Source organism: Streptomyces narbonensis (assembly GCF_014649015.1).
In the GTDB taxonomy this organism is placed as follows: Bacteria; Actinomycetota; Actinomycetes; order Streptomycetales; family Streptomycetaceae; genus Streptomyces; species Streptomyces narbonensis.
This window is the reverse complement of record NZ_BMSF01000011.1, coordinates 96,624-118,581: the sequence shown is the minus strand read 5'-3', so window position 1 is coordinate 118,581 and position 21,958 is coordinate 96,624. Positions and strand designations below refer to the sequence as shown.

Sequence of the window (21,958 nt, the reverse complement as noted above, 5' to 3'; positions counted from 1 at the left end):
GTAGGTGTCCTCTTCTGCCGTTAACAAGACGTTGCTGCGTGAGCAATACGAGCAAAACCCCAGGTCACAACGGGGTGGGTGCCACATCGACGGGGAAGCCGTTGAGGACGGCCGTGCCGGAGAGGGGGTCGATCCGGGAGCCGTCGAGGAGCTGGTTGACGTTGACGCCGGGGCGCGCGGACGCGACGGCGAGCCGGGTGCCGGGCCGGTCGTGGCCCCAGCCGTGCGGGAGGCTCACCACTCCGGGGCGCACCCCGTCGGTGACCTCCACGGGCACGTCGAGCGCGCCGCCCTCGCCGGTGACCCTGGCGACGTCGCCGTCGACGAGCCGCAGCCGGTCCGCGTCCTCGGGGTGGACCTGGAGGGTGCAGCGGTTGGAGCCGCCGCCCAGGGCGGGGGTGTTGTGCAGCCAGCTGTTGTTGGAGCGCAGGTGCCTGCGGCCGACGAGCTGGAGAGTGCCCGGGGCCGGTACGGCGTGCAGCGCGGCGCGCAGCCGGGGCAGGTCGGCGGCGAGGGGCGCGGGAAGGAGTTCGATCCGGCCGCTGCGGGTCCTGAGGACCTGCGGGAGGCGCGGCTTGAGCGGGCCGAGGTCGATGCCGTGCGGGTGTGCCCGCAGTTCGTCGAGGGTGAGTCCGTACGGGCCGAGGCGCAGCATCAGGTCGAGCCGGCGCTCGGGTCCGGTGGTTCCGGTGAGCCGGCCGGCGAACTCCTTGGGGTCCGCGCCGTAGGCCGGTGAGTGTTCCTGGGTGACGGCCTTGGCGAGGGTGGTCTCGACGGCGAGCTCGTCGACGGCGGAGGGCGGGGCGCCGTGCATGCCCGAGACGGCGAGGATCAGCCGGGCGTGGATCTCGCACTCGTCCATGCCGTCCGCTGCGAGTGGGAGGGCCGCCGGGGTGTAGCGGACCTGGTCCCGGACGGCGAAGCCGTTGAAGGCGAAGTCGAAGTGGGCGCTCCGGGAGGGGGGCGGCGGGGGCAGGAGGACGTCGGCGTGGCGGGTGGTCTCGTTGAGGTACGGGTCGACGGCGACCATGAGGTCGAGGGAGCCGAGGGCCGCGTCGAGCCGCCGGCCGTCGGGGGCGGAGAGGACGGGGTTGGACGCGACGGTGATGAGGGCCCGGATGCGGCCCTCCCCCGGAGTCTCGATCTCCTCGGCGAGGGCGACGAGTGGCAGCTCCCCCTTGATCTCGGGGTGGTGCGAGACCCGGCTGTGGCGGCGGCCGAGGGCGAAGCCCCTGCCGGGGCCCGCCGGGCGGGGGGCGGGTGCGGTGGCGGAGAGCGGGAAGAGCGCGCCCCCGGGCCGGTCGAGGTTGCCGGTGAGGACGTTGAGGACGTCGACGAGCCAGTTGCCGAGGGTGCCGTACTCCACGGTGGAGCTGCCCATGCGTCCGTAGACGGCCGCGGAGGGGGCCGCGGCCAGTTCGCGGGCGAGGGTGCGGACGGTGTCGGCGTCCACGTCGCAGGCGGCGGCGACGGCCTCGGGGCTGAACTCCGCGACCGCGGCCCGTACCTCCTCGACGCCTTCGACCTGGGCGGCGAGCGGTCCGAGGTCGGTGAGGCCCTCCTCGAAGAGGGTGTGGACGAGGGCGGCGAGGAGGAGCGCGTCGGCTCCGGGGCGGATGGCGACGTGGCGGTCGGCGAGGCGTGCGGTACGGGTGCGCCGGGGGTCGACGACGGTGAGGGTGCCGCCGCGCCGCCGGAGCGCCTTGAGCCGGCCGGGGAAGTCGGGGGCGGTGCACAGGCTGCCGTTGGAGTCCAGCGGGTTGGCGCCGAGGATCAGGAGGTGGTGGGTGCGGTCGAGGTCCGGGACGGGCACGGCGAAGGGGTCTCCGAACAGCAGGCCGCTGGAGACGTGCTTGGGCATCTGGTCGAGCGTGGACGCGGTGAAGAGGTTCCGCGTGCGCAGGGCGCCGATGAGGAGGGGCGGATAGAGGGCGCCGGCCATCGTGTGCACGTTGGGGTTGCCGAGGACGATACCCACGGAGTCGGGCCCGTACTCCTCGATCAGCGGCCGGATCCGGGCGGCGATGGTGTCGAACGCCTCCTCCCAGGTGGCCTCCTGGAGGAGGCCGCCCTTCCGCACCAAGGGTCCGCGCAGCCGGTCCGGATCGGCGTCGACCTCCGGAAAGGCGGCGCCCTTGGGGCAGATGAACCCCTGGCTGAAGACGTCGTCCCGGTCGCCGCGGGCCCCGGTGACCCGGGGCCCGTCGAGCGTCAGGGTCAGTCCGCAGGTCGCTTCGCAGAGGGGGCAGATGCGCGGGGCGGTGGACATGGCGTCTCCCGGGAGGCCGACGGTCGGGGCCGGGGCATCGGCCCGCCGTGAGCATACCGACCGGTAGGCATGGCCGGGAGGGTCACGACGGGACGGGTTCGGCGGGGCCGGTCACGACAGGGAGGGCGCGAGATAGGCGTGAAGGAGCTCCCGCGTCTCGTCGATGACGGCGGGATCGCCTTCGGGGTCGGTGCGGAAGGCGAGCCTGACCAGGGTGTCGGCGGTCTCGACACCGACGCGGACCTTGCGGCGCAGCGTCTCGTCGGCGGGGCGGCCGAGGTGGGCCGCGAGCAGGTCGCAGATCCGCTCGGCGACCAGGGCGTTGGGGTCCTCGCCGGTCTCCTCGGTGGAGGGCACACCGAAGTCGACGAGGGCGAAGCCGGGGACGGTCCGCTTCATGGTGATGAACTCGTCGAGGACACCGTCGATGGCGGCGTGGGGGTCGGGCTCCGCGGTGGCGTCGAGGTGGGCGGAGATCCGCTCGGCGTACCGGTCGAGGTTGCGGTGGGCGAGCGCCGCGACCATGGCCCGCTTGTTGTCGAAGAAGCGGTAGACGGAGCCGATGGGGACGCCGGCGCGGGCGGCGACGGCGCGGGTGCTCAGCTGCTCGTAGCCGGTCTCGTCGAGGAGTTCGGCGCAGGTGTCGAGGATCCGGGCGAGCCGCTCGGCGCTCCGCTGCTGCACGGGGGTGCGGCGGAGCCGCTGTGTGGTGTTCGGGCTGGTCTGGGGCACGAGGACCATGATGCCGCGCCCCCGGCTCGTCCGTGCGGGAGCGGGTCCCACCGACACCACGGGCGCTTCCGCGCCCCACCACCGCCAAGGGCGCCCCTCATGACGAGGAGCGCCCCACCCGTGGGTGCCCTTCTGTGGCACGTCAGGGATCTTCGTGGCGTCCGTGGCACCTGTGAGCCCTGTGCTGCCTGTGAGCCCTGTGACGCCTCAGTCCGCGAGATCCGGCCAGACGTTGAAGTCCCCGTCGTCGACGACGTCCTCGCCGAGGCCGAGCTCGTCCCCCAGCGCGAGGTACCGCTCGTACCTGGCCTCGCCGATCGGTACGAAGTACCCCTTCAGAGCCCTGAGCAGCAGCCGGAACGCGAGGTCCGGATCGACGTCCACGGCCAGCAGCAGGGCGGGTACGACACCGTCGAGCGGGCTGTAGGCATGACGGGCCGTGGCCTCCTCCAGGGCGGGTCCGACCGATCCGACCTCGGCGGCGACCGCCTCCTTCGCCTTGTCGTCCGCCGCCGACGAGGCGGCAGGGACGAAGAAGGGGTCGTCGGACCGGATCCTGTCGGTGCAGACGTCCGCGATCCGGCGCAACCACACCCGGCCGTCGATACCGAGGCGTTCCAGGTCGAACTCCCGGAACGTCCCCGCCAGCCACAGGATCTCGACGTCCCGGCCGGACAGAGGTGAGTCCAGGAGGGCAAGACAGTCCCGCAGGAGCTGGTGGGCGAACGCCCCGTCGTACCGGTCAGCGACGCTTCCGACGACGTCCAGGCCGGCGGTCTCGCTGTCGACCGCTGGGTAGCGGATCCACTTGATCAGCCCGCTGAGCCCGATGTCGACTCCGAGGTGCCGGTGTGGCTGTGCCATGTTTCCTTCTCCTGTCCCTTCCTGTCCTTCTCCTGCCTTCCTGCCTGTCCTTCCTACTTCGGGTAGGCGGTGTAGACCACGAAGTTGTTCGGGACATTGAGGTCCGGATCCCCGTCGTGGGCCTTGCCCCGGACCGCCTTGATCTTGACCACTACCGTGTTCCCCGCATCCACCGGCGCCGAGGCTCCGTCACGGTAGATCTTGCCCAGCGAGCCCTCGCCGCGCAGCTGCCATTCGAAGGGGAAGACGTCGTAGCGGGGATCGAAGATCTGCGACTTCGGCAGATTGCGCTGTTCGTTGATCCACTTCGTGAGCTTCGCCAGGTTCTTCGGGCTGCGCTGCACCCACTGCTGGAAGGCCTCGTTGACGGCGCGCATCGCCGTGTCCTGATCGTTCCAGACCGACGCGATGCCGTCCCTTCGGGCCTTCGCCCACGCCGCCTGCTCGTCGAGGACGTGATCGCGCAGGGTGTGAGCGCCGTTCACGCCCTCGTCCGCGATGATGTTCAGGCAGTTGTGGACGAGCACGTCCTGCGGACGCGTGCCCGTGGTGCGCACGAAGAAGGTGTGCGGACCGTCGACCGTGAGGTCGTAGACCGTCGCCGGCGTCAGGCCCGTGCGGTCGTCGAGGGCGGTCACCGCCCGGACAAGGCCGTCCGGAGTCCGCAGACGGTCACCGACGCGCAGTTCGGAGACGGTTCGCCAGCCGCGGTCGGCCACGAAGAACTTGTGGCCGGCGGTGCTGGTCAGCTTCCCGCCGTCGGCGAGGGTGAGGTCCACCAGCCGCTCGGTGTCGTGCCGGAAGGTGGCGGTGACCTTCTGGGTCCGCAGCTCCCCGGAATCGGGGTCGGCGGCCTTCACCAGGTCCCCGATCGCCACCTGGCTGATGGGCCGGTGCGTGCCGTCCGCCATCAGCACCGGTGTGTGTCCCGGGAAGCTGTTGCGCACGCAGGAGGTGAAGAGATCCTCGTAGACGTTCACCTGCTGCGTGATCTTGGCGAGGGTCGCGGGGTCCAGGCCGTCGAGGACCCTGAGGGCCCGGTACGCGTCGGCGACGCCGATGCCCGTCTTCATCGCGGCGTGGAGGGCGGTGATCGCCTCGCCGACCTTGACGAACGCCTTGCCCGGGATGAAGTTGCTCGCTGCCCACGCGCAGCCGCCGGCGCTGCCCTTCCAGCAGTCGATGAAGTCATCGAGCAGGGCGGCCTTGAGGACCTTGTAGACGAGGGTCTCCTGGATGAGGTCCCACTTGCTGAAGTACCGCGTGACCTCCTTCTTCAGACCCGTGAACGTCTGGCGGTCGATCAGCATGGTGTCGATGGCCGGGCAGCCGGAGGCCGTGGCCGGCATCGCGGGGTCGGTGCACAGGAAGAACTCGACGTCGGCGTCGAACGTCACGTCGAACGTCACGGTGCAGCCGGTCCAGCCGGGTTCGAGGACGCAGGGGTTCTTGTCGACGGCGTTGGTGACCTTGACGCTGTCCTCGTCGACGACGAAGAACGTGCCGCCGATCCCGCCCGTGCCCGCGCCGTCCGTGATCTGCTGGTTGGCCTGCTTCCGGGCCGCGGAGTCGGCCGCCTGCTGCGCCTCCTTGGCGTACCGCAGCGCGTCCTTGGCCGCTTCCTCGGCCTGGGTCGCGGCGGCGTCGGCGCGGTTGGCCGCCGCTCGGGCCTCCGTCGCCGCCCGCTCGGCCGCGGCCGCGGCGTCGCGGGCGCCCTGGGCGTCCAGGGCGGCCTGGTCGGCGGACTCGCGAGCGGACTTGGCGTGCCCCTCGGCGCGCCCTGCCGCCTTGTCGGCGGCCTCGGCGTCCACGCCGGCCTGGCGGTCCCACTCGACCGTACGGGCCAGGGACTCGGCCGCCTTGGCCGCGGCCCGGGCGGCGTCGGCCGCGTAGCCGAGGGCCTCCTTGGCGTAGCCGCGCGCGTCGGCCGCGTGGGCGGCGGCATTGGCGGCGTGCACGTAGGCCTGCTTGGCCTCGCCGCTGGCCGCGTCCGCGATGGCCTGGGCGGCGGCCGCCTCGTCCTTCGCGTTCGCGGCGTGGGTGTCGGCGACGGCCTTCTGCTGCTCGGCGATGGTCTTCGACGCCTGGCCGGTCAGGACGACGAGGCCGGCGGCCGAGTCGGTCGTGACGTAGGGGGAGCCGAGCTGGATGGCGTCGTTGGCGGGCTGGGCGACCTGCGCGGCCGAGTTCCCCGCGTCGACCGCGGCCTGGGCCGTGACGTGGGCGAATCCGGCGGCCTTGGCGGCGGCGGCCAGGGCCTTGCCGGCCTCCTTGTTCGCCTCGTCCGCGTGGGTCTTGGCCTCCTTGGCCTTGGCCTCCGCCTCGTCGGCGAGCTGCAGCGCGGTCTTCGCCGCGTCGGCGGCACGCTTCGAGGCCTCCAGGGCGTCGGCCACGGCGCTGGTCGCGGTGGCCACGGCGGCCTCGGACCGGAGCTTGGCGGCGTGGGCCGCGTCCGAGTCGGCGCGGGCGCGGCTCGCGGCGGCCTCGGCACGGGTGGCGGCGGCGTCCGCGTCCGCGGCGGCCTCCGTCGCCGCGTCGGCCTCGCCGCGGGCCCGGCCTGCCGCCGCCTCCGCGTTGTCCGCGTGCGTGTCAGCGGCGTTCGCGGCCTCCCGGGACGCCTGCGCGGCCTCGTCCGACTCATGGGCCTGGGCGAAGGCCTCCTTGGCATCGGCCTTGGCACGGGCGGCGTCGGCCTTCTGCTCTGCGGCCCAGGCGTCGTCCCGCAGGTCGCGGGCCTTGTCCTTGGCCTTCACCGCGTCGTTCTTCTTCTGGACCGCGGTGGATTCGGCGGACTCGGCGAGCTTCTTGGCGTCCTGCGCCTTCACCGCCTCCGCCTCGGCGTTCTTGCGGTGCTGGGCCGCCTCGCCCTGCTTGGCGACGGCGGTCAGCTTCTCCTTCTCGGCGGTCTTCTCCTCCGCCTCCGCCGACAGCCTGCGCGCGTGGGCGTCGGCCGCGGCGGCCTTCGCGTCGGCCTCCGCCTTCAGCGCGACGGCGAGCTTGGCCTCGGCGGTCTCCTTCTCCTTCTTGGCCGTGTCCCGCTGGAACTTGGCCCCGTCCGCGGCGGCCTTGGCCTGGAGCTCGGCGGCGCGGGCCGCCTCCTTGCGGAACTCGGCCTTCGACAGGGAGGCCTGGGCGAGCGCGCGCTGGGCGATGGTCTCGCTGTCCGCGGCGGCGGCCCTGGTGGCGGCCTCGGCGGTCTCGCCGGCCTTCACCATCGCGTTGAGCGCGGCGGAGATGCCCTTGGTGACCTGGGCCTTCTGCAGACCCACGAGCATGCCGCGGCCGCGCGGAACGCCCTGCGAGTCGGCGATGCCGTACGCGGCCTGCTCGGCGGCGTCGGAGGCGGCCACGGCCGCCGCGACGTTGGCGGCCTGCTGCTTGATGACGAGCAGCTGCGCCTTGGCGCCCGCGCGGGCGTCCGTGACGCCCTTCGTGGCCTGGTCGAAGTGGGCCTTGGGCTGCACCTCGCCCTTGTTGCCGGAGGGCTTGACGGTGAGCTGCTGCGGGCCGGTGCTGTTGCAGGTGGCGAGCAGCGCGTCCTTGCCGAGGTCGTACGTCGGGAAGTTCAGGCACTTGCCCGAGCCGACGCCCTTCAGCGCGGTGGTGGCGCGGGGGGTGTAGGCCCACGTCTGCGCCGGGGAGCTGTTGCACGTGTAGAGCTGGATCTTCGTGCCGACGGCGGTGCCGCCACCCGCGACGTCGAGGCAGGTCATGGACTTGACGTTGCGCAGGTGCAGGCCGTGGTCGTCGCCCTCCATCCGCCACTTCTGTCCGGCCCCGCCGTTGCAGGTGTAGACCTGGACGGGGGTGCCGTTGGCGGTTCCGCCGCCCTGGGACTCCAGACACTTGCCCGGTGCGGCCTTCAGCTCGATCGTCGACTCGGCGTCACCGATCCAGCCGACGCCGCCCGCGGACCAGTAGTCCTGCCAGCGGGTGAGGTGGTCGGCGACCCACGAGTGGCCGAGCATCTGGCCGAGCGCCCGCGAGCCGGTGGCGAGTGCCCTGGTGGCGTTCGCGTTCGCGTTGAGGACCTTGTTCCGCTGGGCGGCCTGGGCGGCGATCTCCTGCTGCCACTCGGCGGCGGCCGTGTCGGCGATGGGGCCCAGGACCTTGCTCGGGTCGATCGCGTCGCGCCAGGCACAGGTCGAGTACCGGGTCTTCATGTCCTCGACGGCGATGCGGAACTCCGGAGTCCCCGGGGCGGGAGCCGTCCGGGGGAAGCCGCCGGCGGCGAGGAAGAGCCGGGCGTTGTCGGCGCCCGTGGGCTCGAAGGTGGCTTCCTTCAGCCACTTGAAGCCCTCGTGCTCGGCTCCGTCGCGGTACCAGTCGGTGCTGGTCTGCGAGTTGGGAGGGGTGCCGTAGAGAGGGGTGCCGAGGTCGGTGACGGCCTTGCGGGTCTTCTCGTCGGCCTTCGGCGTGGGGTCGACGTAGAAGTCGCCCTCGTCCTTCCAGTAACGGTCGGCGATCCACTTGGTCAGGCCGGTCTGGGTGTGGAAGTCCTCGCCCTCGCTGACGCCGGGCGGCCAGTGGAAGGTGGTGTCGTTGATGCCTGCCGGAGTGGTCAGCCCGTACACGGGCTTCTTCCACGTCTCGCGGAGGCCGTAGATGTCCGCCAGCTCCTTGTCGGCGGCGGCCTTGTCCTTCTCGAATGCCGTGGCGAGCGGCGTGTCCTCCCAGTACTTGCGGTCGGCCGCGGTGTGGAGGCCCTCGGGCGGCAGGTCGAGCCCGCCCTTGGCGACGGCTCCCATGGCGGGTCCGCCCATGCGCAGGACCTCGGCCATCAGGCACTGGTCCTGCCGCAGTTCCTCGGCGGCCGTCTCGTCGTACCAGTCGTAGTCGTTGCCGACCGTGGCCATGCGCGGGGCGGCGGTGCCGGGCTGGACGGCCAGGCCGCCGAGCACGGCGAGGCCGACCACGGAGGTGGTGAGAGGGGTGAGGATCGCGGACAACCGTGATCCGGGTATGAGCATTCCTGGTCTGAAACGCAAGAGTGGATCCTTCGTGTGGAGCGAGGACGGTGGGGACGTCCTGCAAGGGAGGCCGGAACTCCGCACGCGGATCACGCGGGCGCGACAGCTCGGCGTCCCGGTCTTCCGGGTACGCCGAGCCGGCGTCGCGGCATGGCGGTTCCATCCTCCCCGTGGCGGCACTGTCCCCCCGGCCGCCGGTGATGTGCGCGCCGTCGTGGAGTGGTCAGGCTCCGCCGGGCGCGCGGTGATCACCATAGCCTCACGCCAACCCCCTTGTTCAAGAGGGTTACTGATGGTTCTTCGAGGTCGGAGGTCAGGCGATGAGCAGGCCGATGCCGCCGAGGGTGTACGCGATCATCAGCAGGAACAGCGGCAGTTGGCCCGCGATGGCCCGGGCCGGCGGGAAGAGTCGCACGGAGCGGTCGTGGGCGGCGACGACACCGAGGACGTGACCGGTGACGATCGCGGCGACCTGGAGGGTCGCGAGGCCTCCGGGACCCAGTGGCGGGGCGGGCGAGAGGGCGTTGTCAGTGCCCGCTGCCATGATGACCGTACGTGTCCCTTCGGTGACGAAGAGCGAGAAGTAGTGGGCGACGAGGTAGCCGAGGGCGATGGGCAGGAGGGAGTGGGCGAAGGAGGTGAGGGGTGTGGTGAGGGACCGGTCCATGAGGCGGAGGGCGCCCGCGCAGAGGCCGTAGAAGGCGGCGGCGAGGGCGACGACGGCGAGGAGACCGAGCGTGGCGGTGACGGTGGGGTCGAGGGAGGACGTCTGGAGGGTGGTGATCCAGCGGGGGTTGTCGGAGAGGCCGTCGTAGGCGGTGGAGCCGAGGAGGACGCAGACGGTGGCGACGAGACCGGGGGTCTGCGGGGTGGAGTCGAGGCCGTGGAAGGGGGAGCGCAGGACCAGGCGGCCGTCGGCGCGGCGGCCGAGGGGTGAGAGGCGGGCGAGGAGGGAGGAGTAGACCTCGAAGGGGTCGGCATGGGCGAACCAGCGGTCGCCGTAGCGGGCGGCGCCGAGGAGCTGGACGCCGGCGTGGACGGCGAGGGCGATGAGGAGGGTGCCGGTGGAGGTGTTGTCGGGGGCGACGAGTTCGAGCCAGGTGAAGAGGAGGAGCCCGGCTGCGGCGGGGCGGATGCCGACGGCGGCGGGCACCGGGCGCGGGTTCCGTGGCGGGCGAAGGGCGTGCAGGGGGCGGAGCGGGTTGAGGAGGCGCCAGACGGGGCCGAGGAGGAGGGAGGCAGGGACGAGTCCGACCCAGAGGAGGACGTAGAGGGCGCCGGGCGCGGGGTTGCGGTCCGGATCGTCGGGGCCGAGGAGGAGGTGGGCGAGGAACAGCAGGGCGACGGCGGCGCCCAGGAGTCGGAGGGTGGTGCGGGTGGCCGGCGCGTCGGCCACCCGCTGGACGGTGGCGGGGAGGGGGCGCCCGGCCAGATCGCCGCGGAAGCAGGAGGTGGACCAGAGCAACCCGAGGGCGAGGAAGGAGACGAGGAGTGCGGTGAAGGCGCCGGCGTAGGCGTAGAAGGGCGAGAGGGGGAGGTCGTGCCGGGAGCCGACGCCGTGGGCGAGCGGGACGCCGGTCACCGGACGACGAGTTGGGTCAGGAGGAGTCCGGACTCGTGGGTCTCGACCTCGAAGAGACCCGTCCGGTCGGCGGTGAGGGTGAGGGCGGCGGGGACGCCGGGAGAGAGGGGGACTTCACGGTCGTAGCCGTGTACGTGGACGGTGTCGGCACGGTCGCCGGTGACGCGGAGGGTGAGGCGCTCACCCTTCTTCAACTCGATGCGGGAAGGGGGTGGTTCGACGGTCTTGCCGGCGATGGTGAGGGTGACGGTCCGGCCCGTCTCGGTCGGGCGGGGGCTCGGCGGCGCGGTGGTGGCGGGGGCCGGGGCGGTCGCCGTGTCGGACGGTCGGGGGCTAGGCGGGGCCGCGGGGGCGCCGTCCAGGCGCACGGTGGCCTGGACGGGTGCGCCGGCGACGGCCCAGACCGTGTGGTCGTCTGCGTGGAGGCGGACGGTCAGGGTGCGCGCCCCGGGCGGTACGTGTCCCCAGTCGCCGTACAGGCGGGCGGTCTCCCGGCCGTCGGTCAGCAGTCGGGCGTGGCCGCGGCCGGGGAGGGCAGCGCCGCCGGTGCTGTCCGGGGTGAAGCGGAACCTCTCCACTGTGAGGTGGATGTTCCAGCCGCCCTCCGTATCGGGCCTGGCCTCGACCCGGACGGTGGGCGCCGTCGCCGCGGGGACCTCCCGCAGCCGGTGGCCGGACTCGTCGCGGGCCGGGAGGAGGGTGCCGCTGCTCCCGGACGCCTCCTCGTGGGTGGTGCCGGGTTTGTGGTGGGTGGTGGCCGGGCCGCCGCAGCCCGCGAGGGGCAGTGCGGCGGCCAGGACGAGCACCAGGGAGAGGAGGGGCGTCGCCGCCCCGCGCGGGTGCGTCGCGCGTGTCACGCCGCCCCCTCCTCGTGCGGCCGGGCCTCGGCGGACGCCGAGGTGGGCGCGGAGGCGGACGCCGAGGTGGGCGCCGAGGTGGGCGCCGAGGTGGGCTCGGAGGCGGACGCCGAGGTGGACGCCGGCGTGGGAGCGGCCTCACCGGCGGGGGTGAGCTCCGGCTCGCCTGGTTCGGGGGCTGTGGCGGGGGCGGAGTCGGTGCCGGGGGTGGGAACGGGGGTGGGGGTGGTCGGCGGGGTGCGGGTGCCTGCCGCGATCACCGCCCAGAGGACCCAGACGACGCCGAGGAGCAGCCGGAACCAGGCGGGGCTGAGGGGGATGCCCGGGACCATCAGGACCGCCTTGTCGAAGGCGTCGAGCAGGGTGAGGGCGCCGAGCGCGACCGTGGTCCAGGCGAAGACGGGGCGGGTGGGCCGCAGGGCGAGGCCGACGAGGGTCCACCACGCGCCCATGAGGAGCAGCGCGAGGGCCGGTACGGCGGTCGGGGTGAGGGCGAGGGTCGAGCCGACCACGTCGAGGGTCAGGCCCACGAGGCCGGCGAGGGTGGCCAGGCCCGCGAGCCGGTGGCCGCGCAGGCGGCGCCACCACAGGGCGGTGCCGGTCAGGGCGAGGACGAGGGCGCTGCCGAGGGCGAGCTGGGTCTCGACGCGCTGGAGGCCGCGGGCGCCGTACCAGTCGCAGCCGGCCGGGAGGCGGCGGGCCTGGACGTTGTAGTCGGCGCAGACGAGGAGCTGGGCGAGCTTGACGGGTTCGCCGACGAGGCGGTCGGTGTCGCCGGAGACGTCGCCGCGGCGTTCCCCGCAGCCGGGCAGGGCGCCGGGGCTGGCGGCGCCGGCGTCGCTCTGCCAGCAGTTGCCGCTGCCCTGGCCGTCCCACCAGACGTCGGTGCGGTTGGGGCGGGAGTTGCCGGCCCTGTCGACGCCGAGGTGGTTGCCGGCGTAGCGGTTGTGGTGGGAGGTGTCGAACTGCTTGGCCCAAGCGGACTCGCCGCGGATGAAGGCGGGCACGGCGTTCAGGTAGAAGGCGGCGCGCTGGTGGCCGTACACCCAGTTGTCCTCGTAGAGGTTCCAGTTGCCTCCTGCGGTGATGATGCCGGTGCCGGGCGGCATGGAGATCTGGGGGCAGACGACGCCCCGTTCGTAGCCGCGCTCGACGGGCGGCTTGGCGCAGGTGCCGTCGGCGACGTACGGGTAGTAGTTCTGGTTGTTGTCGTGGATCAGGTTGCGTTCGAAGCGGGCGTGGTTCTGGGGAAGTCCGGGGTGGCCGGGGAAGGCGGAGTCCATGGAGGCGCCGCCCATGTTGTGGTCGAACTCGTTGTCGTGGACCCAGACCGAGTCTCCGGCGGTGCCGGAGTAGCCGACCATGTTGTGGTGGCTGCGGCAGCCGGTGATCTCGATGGAGTAGCGGGGCACGTCGTAGCCGCGGCCGTCGTTGATGTTCGAGGCCGAGCCGGGGTAGATGCCGGAGTCGCCGTTTCCGTAGGACTCGCAGTTCTTGTAGAGGCCGTGGTCGGAGGCGAAGGTCAGGAAGCCGTACTCGTCGTTCCAGCGGGTGAGGACGTCGTCGATGACGAAGCCGTCGGCGGCGAGCACGTACAGCGAGTTGAAGGTGGTGCGCTGGGCGGTGAAGTTGCGGAAGTAGACGCCGTCGGACTGGTCCGCCCGGATGCCGTTGAGCTTCTGGTACTTGGCGTCGAAGACGACGTCGAGGCGGGAGGCGCCGGTGCCCTCGATCTGGAGGTTCTTCTTGCCGAGGATCGCGACCAGGTTCTGGTTGTGCGGGCACTGCCGCTGCTGCTCGTAGCTGAGGATCTGGTAGCCGAAGGAGGAGTTCGGCGCCTTGAGCGCGGCGCATGCGCCGGTGGGCTTGGGCAGTGAGGGCTCTTCCTCGTAGAGGCCGGGGAGGACCGCGATCGTCATCCCGGGCCGGTCGACGGCGTCGACGGCCTCCTGGAGGTGGCGGTAGCCCTCGCGCGCGCAGCGGTCGAGGAGGGCGAGGTTGCGGGCCTTGACCGGGGCCGGGAAGGCGGATATCCGGCGCGCGAAGTCGGCGCGGTCGGTCTTGCAGACGAGGAGGTCGGGTTCGCCCGAGCGGGGCTGCGGGACGGTGCCGGAGCCGTCGGGGAAGGTGACGGGCCGCTCCTCGTGGGCCTGGGCCCCGGGGGCGGTGAGCAGGGCTCCGGCGAGGGCCGCGAGCACGACCGAGAAGGCGAGGACGATTCTTCGGGTCCAGGACATGCGCGTGAGAGTAGAGCATTGTTCATCTTTCCTGACCCCCTCGTGCGGCACCAATCCGGAACGGCTCCCGCCACGCCCCCGTTGACGGGAGCGCCGCGGAATCCTACGGTCATCCATAGGATTCCCTTGCGGGCTCAGGACAGGAGCGGGCGATGACCACGGAGCAGGCCAGGAAGACGGCCGAGGCGCTCACCTACAGCACCGGTTTCGGCAACGAGCACAGCTCGGAGGCGGTACCCGGCGCACTGCCGCACGGCCGTAACTCGCCGCAGCGCGCACCCCTCGGCCTCTATGCCGAGCAGCTCAGCGGCAGCGCGTTCACCGAGCCGCGGGCGCACAACCGCCGCTCCTGGCTCTACCGGATCCGCCCCTCGGCCGCGCACCCGCCGTTCACCCGGATCGACGACGGCACGCTGCGCGGGGCCCCCTTCACCGAGACGGTGCCGGACCCGAACCGGCTCCGCTGGAACCCGCTGCCCGAGCCCGCCCCCGGCACGGACTGGCTCGCCGGTCTGTGGACCCTCGGCGGCAACGGCGACGTGACCCAGCGCACCGGCATGGCCGTGCACCTCTACCACGCCAACGCCTCCATGGAGCGGGTCTTCGGCGACTCCGACGGCGAGCTGCTGATCGTCCCCGAGCGCGGCGGCCTGCTGCTCCACACGGAGCTGGGCCTGCTCGCCGCCCACCCCGGCGAGGTCGTGCTGATCCCCCGCGGCGTCCGCTTCCGCGTGGAGCTGCTGGACGCTGCGTCCGACGGCGGGCAGAGCCCGACCGCCCGGGGCTACGTCTGCGAGAACTACGGGGCGCCCTTCCAGCTCCCCGACCTCGGCCCGATCGGCGCCAACGGCCTGGCGAACGCCCGCGACTTCCGGGCCCCCGTCGCCGCCTACGAGGACGTCGAGGGTCCGGTCGAGGTGGTCAACAAGTACTGCGGCCACCTCTGGTCGGCGACCTACGGCCACTCCCCCCTGGACGTCGTCGCCTGGCACGGCAACCACACCCCGTACGTCTACGACCTGCGCCGTTTCAACGTCATCGGGACGATCTCCTACGACCACCCCGACCCGTCGATCTTCACGGTCCTCACCGCGCCCTCCGACACCCCGGGGCTCGCGGGCGTCGACTTCGTCGTCTTCGCCCCGCGCTGGCTCGTCGGCGAGGACACCTTCCGGCCGCCGTACTTCCACCGCAACGTGATGAGCGAGTACATGGGCCTGATCGAGGGCGCCTACGACGCGAAGGCGGAGGGCTTCGTGCCGGGCGGCGGCTCGCTGCACAACATGATGTCCGCGCACGGCCCCGACCGGGAGACCTTCGACAAGGCCAGCGCGGCGGAGCTGAAGCCGCAGCGGATCGACGACGGCCTCGCCTTCATGTTCGAGACCCGCTGGCCGGTGACCGCGACCCCGCAGGCCGCGAACGCCGACCATCTGCAGAAGGGGTACGACGACGTATGGCAGGGTCTTGAGCGCCACTTCCGGCCGTAGTGTCCCGGCCGTAAGCCCGTAGCCGTCGTACGGAGAACACGTGACCGCCTTCGCCCCCGACTCGCTGGTCCTGAACCGCAAGCTGCCGCTCTGGTATCAGGTCTCGCAGTCGCTGCGCGCCTCGATACTGGGCCGCACGCCCGACGCCTCGCTGCGGCTGCCCACCGAGGAGCAGCTCGCGGCCCACTACGGCGTGAGCGTGCTGACCATGCGCCAGGCCCTCAAGGAGCTGGAGGAGGAGGGCCTGATCAGCCGGCACCGGCGGCGCGGCACCTTCATCGAGCCGGGTGCCCGCCGCTCCACCCCGCGCCGGCTGCTCGGCTCGATCGACGCGATCGTGGCCCAGCAGTCGGGCGAGCGGACGACGGTCCTCGGGCACGGCGCGGAGCCGGTGCCGGGCGAGCTCGCCGAGTACTTCCCCGACGTGCCGGAGGTCGTGGCGTACCGGCGACTGCGCCGCGACGGGGAGAGCGGCGAGCCGACCAACTGGGCGGAGAACGCGGTGCTCCCCGAGCTCGCCGCCGCGATCGACCCGGCCGATCTGGTCCGCTGGCCGATGACGAAGGTGCTGCGGGACGTGGTCGGGGTGCGGATCAGCCGCATCACGGACACGGTCGAGGCCCGCCTCGCCGACCCGGAGACGGCGGGCCTGCTCCAGGTCCCGCTGCTCTCTCCGATCCTCCACTACACGGGTGTGACGTACGACGAGGACGGCAGGGTCGTCGACGTGGCCCGCATCCGGTACCGCGGCGACCGCTTCTCCTTCACCGTCACGGTGGAGGCGCACTGACGGCGACGACAGGCCCTAGGGGGTGTCTTGCCGATCAGGTCGGATCAGGGAGCGGGGTCTGGTGCCGTGCATCGCAAGGCGGAGGAGGGAGTCATGGCGGAGTCATGGCGAGTGACGACAACGCGGCGAGGCGCGGTGCCAGACCCCGCGAGCCCGGCCTGATCGGCAAGACACCCCCTAGCATGCGGGGCGTGACGGAAGCCCCCGGTGCGGAAGCCGCCGGTACGGAACACGACGTACCCGCGCTCGACGACCTGCTGCCCCTCCTCGACGACCTCGTGCCCTGGTCCGTCGCGCCGCTCCGCTTCGGCCGGTCCTGGATCGTGGCGCCGGACGTGCGGACCCTGCGGGCCCGCTGGGACCGGCTGACCGCCACCGAGGGGGCCGAGCGCGAGGCGCTCTTCCGCCCGAGCCGGGCGCGGACGCCTTCGAGCGCGGTGGCGGCCCTGCCCGGTCAGCGCACCGGGACCGCGCGCTTCGCCCGCGAGTCGGGCCCGTGCCCGGAGGCGGTGCGCTTCGCGTACGGGCCGTTCGACGAGCAGTGGCTGCTCCCCGACCACCGGCTCATCGACAACGCGCGCCCCGAGCTGTGGCGGGTCGCCGACGAGCCGCAGATCTTCGCCGTCGAGCAGGCGTACGTCCCCGGGCCCAGCGGCACCGGGGCAGCCGGTCACGGAGCGGCCGGTCACGGGGCAGCCGGTCACAGAGCGGCCGGCCCCGCGCTCCTGGTGACGGCCGTGCTTCCCGAGGGCCGCTCCCCGGCGGGCCGCCCCGGCCGGATCCGCCCGCTCTTCCGGCGCCCGGGCGGCCGCGAGCCGAATCTCGCGCCGGGCCTGCTGCCCTTCCTCACCCGCCGGTACGGGCACGAGGTCGACGCCCGGGAGTGGCTCGCCTGGACGCTCGCGGCGGCCCTCCCCTCCCCCGCCGGCTGCCGTGTCCCGCTCCCCGCGGACCCGGAGGTCTGGGCGGCGGGCGTGGCGCTCGGCCGGGAGCTCGCCGACGTGCAGCTGCGGGGCGCCCTGAGCGGGTCGAAGCCCAGGCTGCCGGGCGGGCGCCGCCCCTACGTGCGGGCGGCGGTCCCCGCGCGGCCCGAGGCGGTGACGTACGAGGCCGGCGAGGAGACGCTGTGCCTCGGCGAGGGCCGGATCTCCCCCGTACCGCCGGAGGCCTGGGAGTTCCGGGTCGGCGGGGTGCGCGTCCTGGAGCAGTGGTTCGCGCAGCGGACCGCGCCGGCGGAGCCGGGCTCCCTGGAGGCGATCGGCCCGGTCGGCTGGCCCCAGGAGTGGACCTCGGAGCTGCTCGACCTGGTCACGGTCCTGGCGCTGCTCGGCGCGCGGGAGCCGGAGCGCGCCGCCTTCACGGCGGCGAGCGGGTCGGCGACCCGGGAGGAGTTGCAGGCGGCCGGGGTGCTGCCGGTGCCGGACCGGGCCCGTCGCCCCGCGTCCGTACTGGATCATCAGGAGGAGGGCCCGGAGGGCCAGTTCGCCCTGCTGTAGCGGGCGGGCACGGCCCCTCAGGGGACGAACGAGTCGAGCACCCGTCCCAGCGTCCGCTCGAAGACCTCCTCGGGGTCGAGGGGTTCGGCCCCCGCGGTGGCCAGGACCGCGGCCAGCCGGGGGTATCCGCCGCCGGCGAGCTGACCCATCAGGTAGGCGCCGCGCACGGCCTGCTCCTGTTCGCCCGACCAGGGCAGGGAGCGGGCGCGCTCGGCGAGGGCGATCTCGTTGGCGACGATGGTCATCACCGTGCCGTTGACGCTCGCGATCAGCTCCATCTTGGCGCCGCCCGGCAGGTCGAGGCCGTCCAGGCAGCCGAGGCAGTGCTCCAGGAACCGCAGGGCGTTGGGCCCGTATGCGTAGCCGGTGGTCATCAGGCGGATCACCCAGGGGTGGCGGTGCAGGATCCCGCGCGCCTGCCGGCCCATGTCGATCATGTCCGCGCGCCAGTCGCCGCCGGACGTGCCGAGCGGCTCGGAGAGTTCGTACTCGGCGCTGACGGCGTCGACCATCAGCTCGTACAGGTCCTCCTTGCGCGGGACGTAGTTGTAGAGCGACATCGTGCCGCAGCCGATGTCGGCCGCGATGCGGCGCATCGAGACGGCGTCGATGCCGTCGGCGTCGGCGGCGCGGACCGCGGCGGCCACGATGTCGCTCCTGCTGTAGGCCGGCTTGGGGCCGCGGCCCGCGCGCTCGGGCCGTGCCCAGATCACTTCCGGTTCGGCCGCTCGGCCCGCCATGGATCATCACCTCGACCCCCATCGTAGTTACGTACACCGTACGTAGTGCGGTATGGTCGCGCCATGACGACTACGTACGCTGTACTTAGTGAGGGTCTGCGGAAGCGATACGGCGAGGTCCACGCCCTGCGCGGGCTCGACCTGGCCGTCCCCGAGGGAACGGTCTGCGGCGTCCTCGGCCCCAACGGCGCCGGCAAGACGACCGCCGTCCGGGTCCTGACGACCCTGGTCGCGCCGGACGCAGGCAGCGCACGGATCGCCGGGCACGACGTGGTGCGCGACCCGGCGGGCGTCCGCGGCAAGATCGCGGTCACCGGCCAGTACGCCTCCGTCGACGGCGACCTGACCGGTGCCGAGAACCTCCGGCTCTTCGCCAGGCTGCTGCGCGCCCCGCGCTCCCGCGCCGGCGAACTCCTGGAGCGGTTCGGCCTGACCGCCGCGGCCGACCGGCCCGCCCGCACCTACTCGGGCGGGATGCGGCGCCGCCTCGACCTGGCCGCGAGCCTCCTCGTCCGCCCCGAGGTCCTCTTCCTCGACGAGCCGACGACCGGCCTCGACCCGCACAGCCGCAACGGCATCTGGGAGGCGGTGGGGGAGCTGGCGGCCGAGGGCACCACCGTCCTGCTGACCACCCAGTACCTGGAGGAGGCCGACCAGCTCGCCGACGACATCGTCCTGATCGACGAGGGGCGGGTCGCCCAGCGCGGCACACCCGCCGAACTCAAGGCGCTCATCGGCCACCACGCCGAGGTCGTCGTCGCCGACCCCGCGCTCCTGGAGGCGGCCGCCGCCGTCCTCGACCGGCTCACCGGCGCGGCACCGGTCCTGGACGCCGAGCGGCGCACGGTCGGTGCGGTGACCGCGGACACCACCCTCACGCTCCCCCGGCTCGTCCGCGAGATCGACGCCGCCGGAGTCCTCATCGTCGACGCGTCCCTGCGTCCGCCCACCCTCGACGAGGTGTTCCTGCGCCTCACCGCACGGAAGGAGCCCGCCGCGTGAGCGCGCTCGTGCACGACGGGACCGCCGTCCTCGGCCGCCATCTCCAGCGGATCCGGCACGCCCCCGCCATCACCGTGATGACCCAGACGATGCCGATCGTCTTCCTCCTCTTCTTCGGGTACGTCTTCGGCAGCGCGCTCGCCATGCCGGGCGACGGGTACCGGGCCTACCTGGTCCCCGGCATGCTCGTGGCGACAGCGGCCGGCGGTCTGATGACCGGCATGTTCCAGGCCGCGCAGGACTCGCACCGGGGCGTCATGGACCGCTTCCGGACCCTGCCCGTGAGCCGGGCCGCCGTCCCCCTCGGACAGGCCCTCGCCGACCTGGTGGCGAGCGCCGTCGGCACGGTCCCGCTGATCCTCGTCGGACTCGCGATGGGCTGGCGGATCGAGGGCACCGCCCTGGAGGCCGTGGGCGCCTTCGGCCTGCTGCTCCTCTTCCGCTTCGCGACGACCTGGATCGGCATCCTGCTCGGCCTGGCCTCCCAGAGCGAGGAGGCGGCCGGCCAGCTCGGCAGCGCCACCTTCATGCTGCCGCTGCTCTCCAACGCGTACATCCCGACGGACGGCATGCCGGGCTGGCTGCGGACGGTCGCCGAGTGGAACCCGATCTCGGCGGTCACGACCGCGGTACGGAAGCTCTTCGGCAACGCTCCCGTACCGGCCGACGCCGCCTGGCCGGTGGCGCACCCGGTGGCGGGGTCGCTGATCTGGTCGCTCGCCCTGATCGCGCTCTTCGCCCCGCTCGCGGTCCGCCGCTACGCCCGCCGCTGACGGCACGCCACCAAGGGGGACGGCGGTGGGCCTGGGGCGCGGGGGCCCTTGGCCCGGGGCGCCGTGGGCGTCCGGGGCGCCCGGGGGTGACGCATCCCCTGATGACAGGGACGCCCCGGCAGGGTAGGCAGGGCTGTCATGAGCACTCAGCCACTTCCGCTCGAAGGGATCACGGTCGTCGCCGTCGAGCAGGCCGTCGCCGCCCCCTTCGCCACCCGCCAGCTCGCGGACCTCGGCGCCCGTGTCGTCAAGATCGAGCGCCCCGACGGCGGGGACTTCGCCCGGGCGTACGACACGGCCGCCCGCGGCCTCGCCTCGCACTTCGCGTGGTGCAACCGCGGCAAGGAGTCGGTGGCGGTCGACCTCAAGGACCCCCGGGGCCTGGCGCTCGCCCGGCGCCTGGTGGCCGGCGCCGACGTCTTCGTACAGAACCTGGCGCAGGGCGCAGCCGCCCGGCTCGGCCTCGACGCCGCCACGCTGTGCGCCGCGCACCCGCGACTGATCGCCGTGGACGTCTCGGGGTACGGGGCGGCGGGGCCGTACGCGCACAAGCGGGCGTACGACATGCTCGTGCAGTGCGAGGCGGGGCTCGTCTCCGTGACCGGCACCCCGGAGCAGCCGGTCAAGTCGGGGATCCCGGCGGCGGACATCGCCGCCGGGATGTACGCCTTCTCGGGCGTCCTCGCCGCACTCGTCCGGCGCGGAACGACCGGGCGGGGCGGCCCGGTGGAGGTCTCCCTCCTCGACTCGCTGGCCGAGTGGATGGGGCATCCGCTGCACCACGGGTCGCACGGAGGCACACCCCCGGCGCGAACGGGGCTCGCGCATGCGGTGATCGCCCCGTACGACGCCTATCCGACGGCCGACGGGGGCCTGGTGCTGCTCTCCGTGCAGAACGACCGCGAGTGGCGGCGGCTCGCCGAGCGGGTCATCGGCCGCCCCGAGCTCGCCGAGGACCCGGCCTTCGCGACGAACACGGCGCGGGTCGCCGGGCGCGCGGCGACGGACGCGGTGGTGGCGGAGGCGCTGGCCCCGCTCACGGCCCCGGAGGCGCTGGCGCTGCTCGACTCGGCGGGCGTCGCCTGCGCCCGGCTCAACTCGGTCGCGGAGCTCGCGGACCATCCCCAGCTGACGGCGCGGGACCGCTGGCGGCCGGTGGACTCCCCGGTCGGACCGCTGCGTTCCCTGTTGCCGCCGATCGTCTTCCCGGACGGGCCGGAGCCGCGCATGGACCGGATCCCCGCGCTCGGGCAGGACACGGACGGGGTCCTCGGGGAGTTCGGGGTGTCCGAGACGGAGCGGAAGGAGCTCAGGAGCGCGGGCGTGATCGCCTGACGTCGTACCCGCCGCACCGTGCCGAACCGGGGCGGCGGACCGGCCCGGGCGCACCAAGGCGGCTGACCGGCCGGCCCGGACGCACCAAGGCGGCCGTCCGACCCGGACGCACCGGGGCCGGTGGACCGGCCCGGACACGACGGAACGCCGGACGGGCGGGGACACGTCCGGCGTTGTCGCGAGCGGGTCTTACGGGAGACCGGGTGGAAGCGGGCGGGCGACCTCGGGGTACGCGGCCCGGCCCCCGGTCTTCTAGTGGCGCGCGCCGAAGAGCGAGCGGCGCAGCCGGCGGAGCGGGGCGAAGAGCGAGACGCGCGCGCTGCGGCCACGATGACTGTGCACCGACGCCTCCGGCATACGCGACGTCAGCTCCCGCATCAGCAGCGTCGCCTCCGCCACCTCGCGCTGGGGCACGGCGGGGCCGCCGAGCACCGCGAGATGGCGGTCGAGGCGCGAACTCGTCGCGCTGCTCCCGCAGGTGATGGCAGGCACTCGCGGCCTGCTGCGCATTGCTATCTGTTCCATGTCACTCCCCACCCGTACAAGGGCACCCGGCCCGGGCAGGTTAACCCTATCGCTCCACCGTCACACCCGTGTATCCCGCCGACGGGATTCACCGACCCCGTACGAGGGTTGACGGTCACTGTGCGAATCCATCTGATTCCAGGGTGAGTTGGACAGGCCTCGAACACCTGTCGAACCGTCACGAACCATCCTGCACCGAGGACGTCGACCTCCGGCCACGCGGACGGGTGTGATCTCCGCCACCAAGATCGTTCCACCGTTCGGACCCGCCCCGGCCCGTACAGAACGGAGTCGGA

15 protein-coding genes are annotated in these 21,958 nt (G+C 73.2%); 6 read left to right on the top strand and 9 right to left on the bottom strand.

Features of this window, described 5'->3' with window-relative positions; all coding sequences use genetic code 11:
- Nucleotides 1-64: 64 nt before the first annotated feature.
- The 7 genes from IE124_RS21995 to IE124_RS21965 form a co-directional block, all read right to left on the bottom strand.
- Nucleotides 65-2,269: a molybdopterin-dependent oxidoreductase gene (locus IE124_RS21995; RefSeq protein WP_189509613.1), complete on the bottom strand. Its 2,205-nt coding sequence runs from the start codon at nucleotides 2,267-2,269 to the stop codon at nucleotides 65-67.
- Nucleotides 2,270-2,380: 111 nt separating this feature from the next.
- Nucleotides 2,381-3,010, bottom strand: a complete 630-nt coding sequence (locus IE124_RS21990; protein ID WP_189509612.1) for a TetR/AcrR family transcriptional regulator — start codon at nucleotides 3,008-3,010, stop codon at nucleotides 2,381-2,383.
- A gap of 198 nt (nucleotides 3,011-3,208) precedes the next feature.
- Nucleotides 3,209-3,865, bottom strand: coding sequence for a hypothetical protein (locus IE124_RS21985; protein WP_189509611.1), 657 nt, complete (start codon nucleotides 3,863-3,865; stop codon nucleotides 3,209-3,211).
- Nucleotides 3,866-3,918: 53 nt separating this feature from the next.
- Nucleotides 3,919-8,835: an RICIN domain-containing protein gene (locus tag IE124_RS21980; protein ID WP_189509726.1), complete on the bottom strand. Its 4,917-nt coding sequence runs from the start codon at nucleotides 8,833-8,835 to the stop codon at nucleotides 3,919-3,921.
- A gap of 313 nt (nucleotides 8,836-9,148) precedes the next feature.
- Nucleotides 9,149-10,417, bottom strand: coding sequence for a hypothetical protein (locus IE124_RS21975; protein WP_189509610.1), 1,269 nt, complete (start codon nucleotides 10,415-10,417; stop codon nucleotides 9,149-9,151).
- Nucleotides 10,414-11,274, bottom strand: a complete 861-nt coding sequence (locus IE124_RS21970) for a cupredoxin domain-containing protein (protein WP_229832680.1) — start codon at nucleotides 11,272-11,274, stop codon at nucleotides 10,414-10,416. The genes IE124_RS21975 and IE124_RS21970 overlap by 4 nt, the downstream gene beginning before the upstream one ends.
- Nucleotides 11,271-13,511: a right-handed parallel beta-helix repeat-containing protein gene (locus IE124_RS21965; RefSeq protein WP_189509609.1), complete on the bottom strand. Its 2,241-nt coding sequence runs from the start codon at nucleotides 13,509-13,511 to the stop codon at nucleotides 11,271-11,273. Before IE124_RS21965 ends, IE124_RS21970 begins: the two co-directional genes overlap by 4 nt.
- 152 nt (nucleotides 13,512-13,663) lie before the next feature.
- On the opposite strand from IE124_RS21965, the gene hmgA reads away from it, so the two are divergent.
- From hmgA to IE124_RS21950, 3 genes are all read left to right on the top strand, one after another.
- Entirely contained in the window at nucleotides 13,664-15,001 is a 1,338-nt protein-coding gene (hmgA, locus tag IE124_RS21960) for a homogentisate 1,2-dioxygenase (RefSeq protein WP_189509608.1), read from the top strand.
- A gap of 40 nt (nucleotides 15,002-15,041) precedes the next feature.
- On the top strand, nucleotides 15,042-15,791 hold the full coding sequence (locus IE124_RS21955) for a GntR family transcriptional regulator (protein ID WP_189509607.1): 750 nt from the start codon (nucleotides 15,042-15,044) through the stop codon (nucleotides 15,789-15,791).
- A 182-nt stretch (nucleotides 15,792-15,973) separates the two neighbouring features.
- On the top strand, nucleotides 15,974-17,287 hold the full coding sequence (locus IE124_RS21950; RefSeq protein ID WP_189509606.1) for a type ISP restriction/modification enzyme: 1,314 nt from the start codon (nucleotides 15,974-15,976) through the stop codon (nucleotides 17,285-17,287).
- Between the two features lie 17 nt (nucleotides 17,288-17,304).
- On the opposite strand, the gene IE124_RS21945 is transcribed toward IE124_RS21950, so the two are convergent.
- On the bottom strand, nucleotides 17,305-18,027 hold the full coding sequence (locus tag IE124_RS21945; RefSeq protein ID WP_189509605.1) for a TetR/AcrR family transcriptional regulator: 723 nt from the start codon (nucleotides 18,025-18,027) through the stop codon (nucleotides 17,305-17,307).
- A 63-nt stretch (nucleotides 18,028-18,090) separates the two neighbouring features.
- On the opposite strand from IE124_RS21945, the gene IE124_RS21940 reads away from it, so the two are divergent.
- The 3 genes from IE124_RS21940 (at nucleotide 18,091) to IE124_RS21930 (ending at nucleotide 21,137) form a co-directional block, all read left to right on the top strand.
- Complete coding sequence (locus IE124_RS21940; RefSeq protein WP_189509604.1) at nucleotides 18,091-19,029, top strand: ATP-binding cassette domain-containing protein; 939 nt, start codon at nucleotides 18,091-18,093, stop codon at nucleotides 19,027-19,029.
- Nucleotides 19,026-19,802, top strand: coding sequence for an ABC transporter permease (locus IE124_RS21935; RefSeq protein WP_189509603.1), 777 nt, complete (start codon nucleotides 19,026-19,028; stop codon nucleotides 19,800-19,802). The genes IE124_RS21940 and IE124_RS21935 overlap by 4 nt, the downstream gene beginning before the upstream one ends.
- 138 nt (nucleotides 19,803-19,940) lie before the next feature.
- Nucleotides 19,941-21,137 (top strand): CaiB/BaiF CoA transferase family protein, encoded by a 1,197-nt coding sequence (locus IE124_RS21930; protein ID WP_189509602.1) that lies wholly within the window; start codon nucleotides 19,941-19,943, stop codon nucleotides 21,135-21,137.
- A 252-nt stretch (nucleotides 21,138-21,389) separates the two neighbouring features.
- Here the strand turns inward: IE124_RS21930 and IE124_RS21925 are convergent, their stop codons facing one another.
- On the bottom strand, nucleotides 21,390-21,662 hold the full coding sequence (locus tag IE124_RS21925) for a hypothetical protein (RefSeq protein ID WP_189509601.1): 273 nt from the start codon (nucleotides 21,660-21,662) through the stop codon (nucleotides 21,390-21,392).
- Nucleotides 21,663-21,958: the final 296 nt, after the last annotated feature.

Coding starts and splice junctions, on each gene's coding strand:
- IE124_RS21995 (WP_189509613.1), bottom strand. CDS start 2,269: ATGTCCACCGCCCCGCGCATCTGCCCCCTCTGCGAAGCGACCTGCGGA.
- IE124_RS21990 (WP_189509612.1), bottom strand. CDS start 3,010: ATGGTCCTCGTGCCCCAGACCAGCCCGAACACCACACAGCGGCTCCGC.
- IE124_RS21985 (WP_189509611.1), bottom strand. CDS start 3,865: ATGGCACAGCCACACCGGCACCTCGGAGTCGACATCGGGCTCAGCGGG.
- IE124_RS21980 (WP_189509726.1), bottom strand. CDS start 8,835: ATGCTCATACCCGGATCACGGTTGTCCGCGATCCTCACCCCTCTCACC.
- IE124_RS21965 (WP_189509609.1), bottom strand. CDS start 13,511: ATGTCCTGGACCCGAAGAATCGTCCTCGCCTTCTCGGTCGTGCTCGCG.
- hmgA (WP_189509608.1), top strand. CDS start 13,664: ATGACCACGGAGCAGGCCAGGAAGACGGCCGAGGCGCTCACCTACAGC.
- IE124_RS21950 (WP_189509606.1), top strand. CDS start 15,974: ATGCGGGGCGTGACGGAAGCCCCCGGTGCGGAAGCCGCCGGTACGGAA.
- IE124_RS21945 (WP_189509605.1), bottom strand. CDS start 18,027: ATGGCGGGCCGAGCGGCCGAACCGGAAGTGATCTGGGCACGGCCCGAG.
- IE124_RS21940 (WP_189509604.1), top strand. CDS start 18,091: ATGACGACTACGTACGCTGTACTTAGTGAGGGTCTGCGGAAGCGATAC.
- IE124_RS21930 (WP_189509602.1), top strand. CDS start 19,941: ATGAGCACTCAGCCACTTCCGCTCGAAGGGATCACGGTCGTCGCCGTC.
- IE124_RS21925 (WP_189509601.1), bottom strand. CDS start 21,662: ATGGAACAGATAGCAATGCGCAGCAGGCCGCGAGTGCCTGCCATCACC.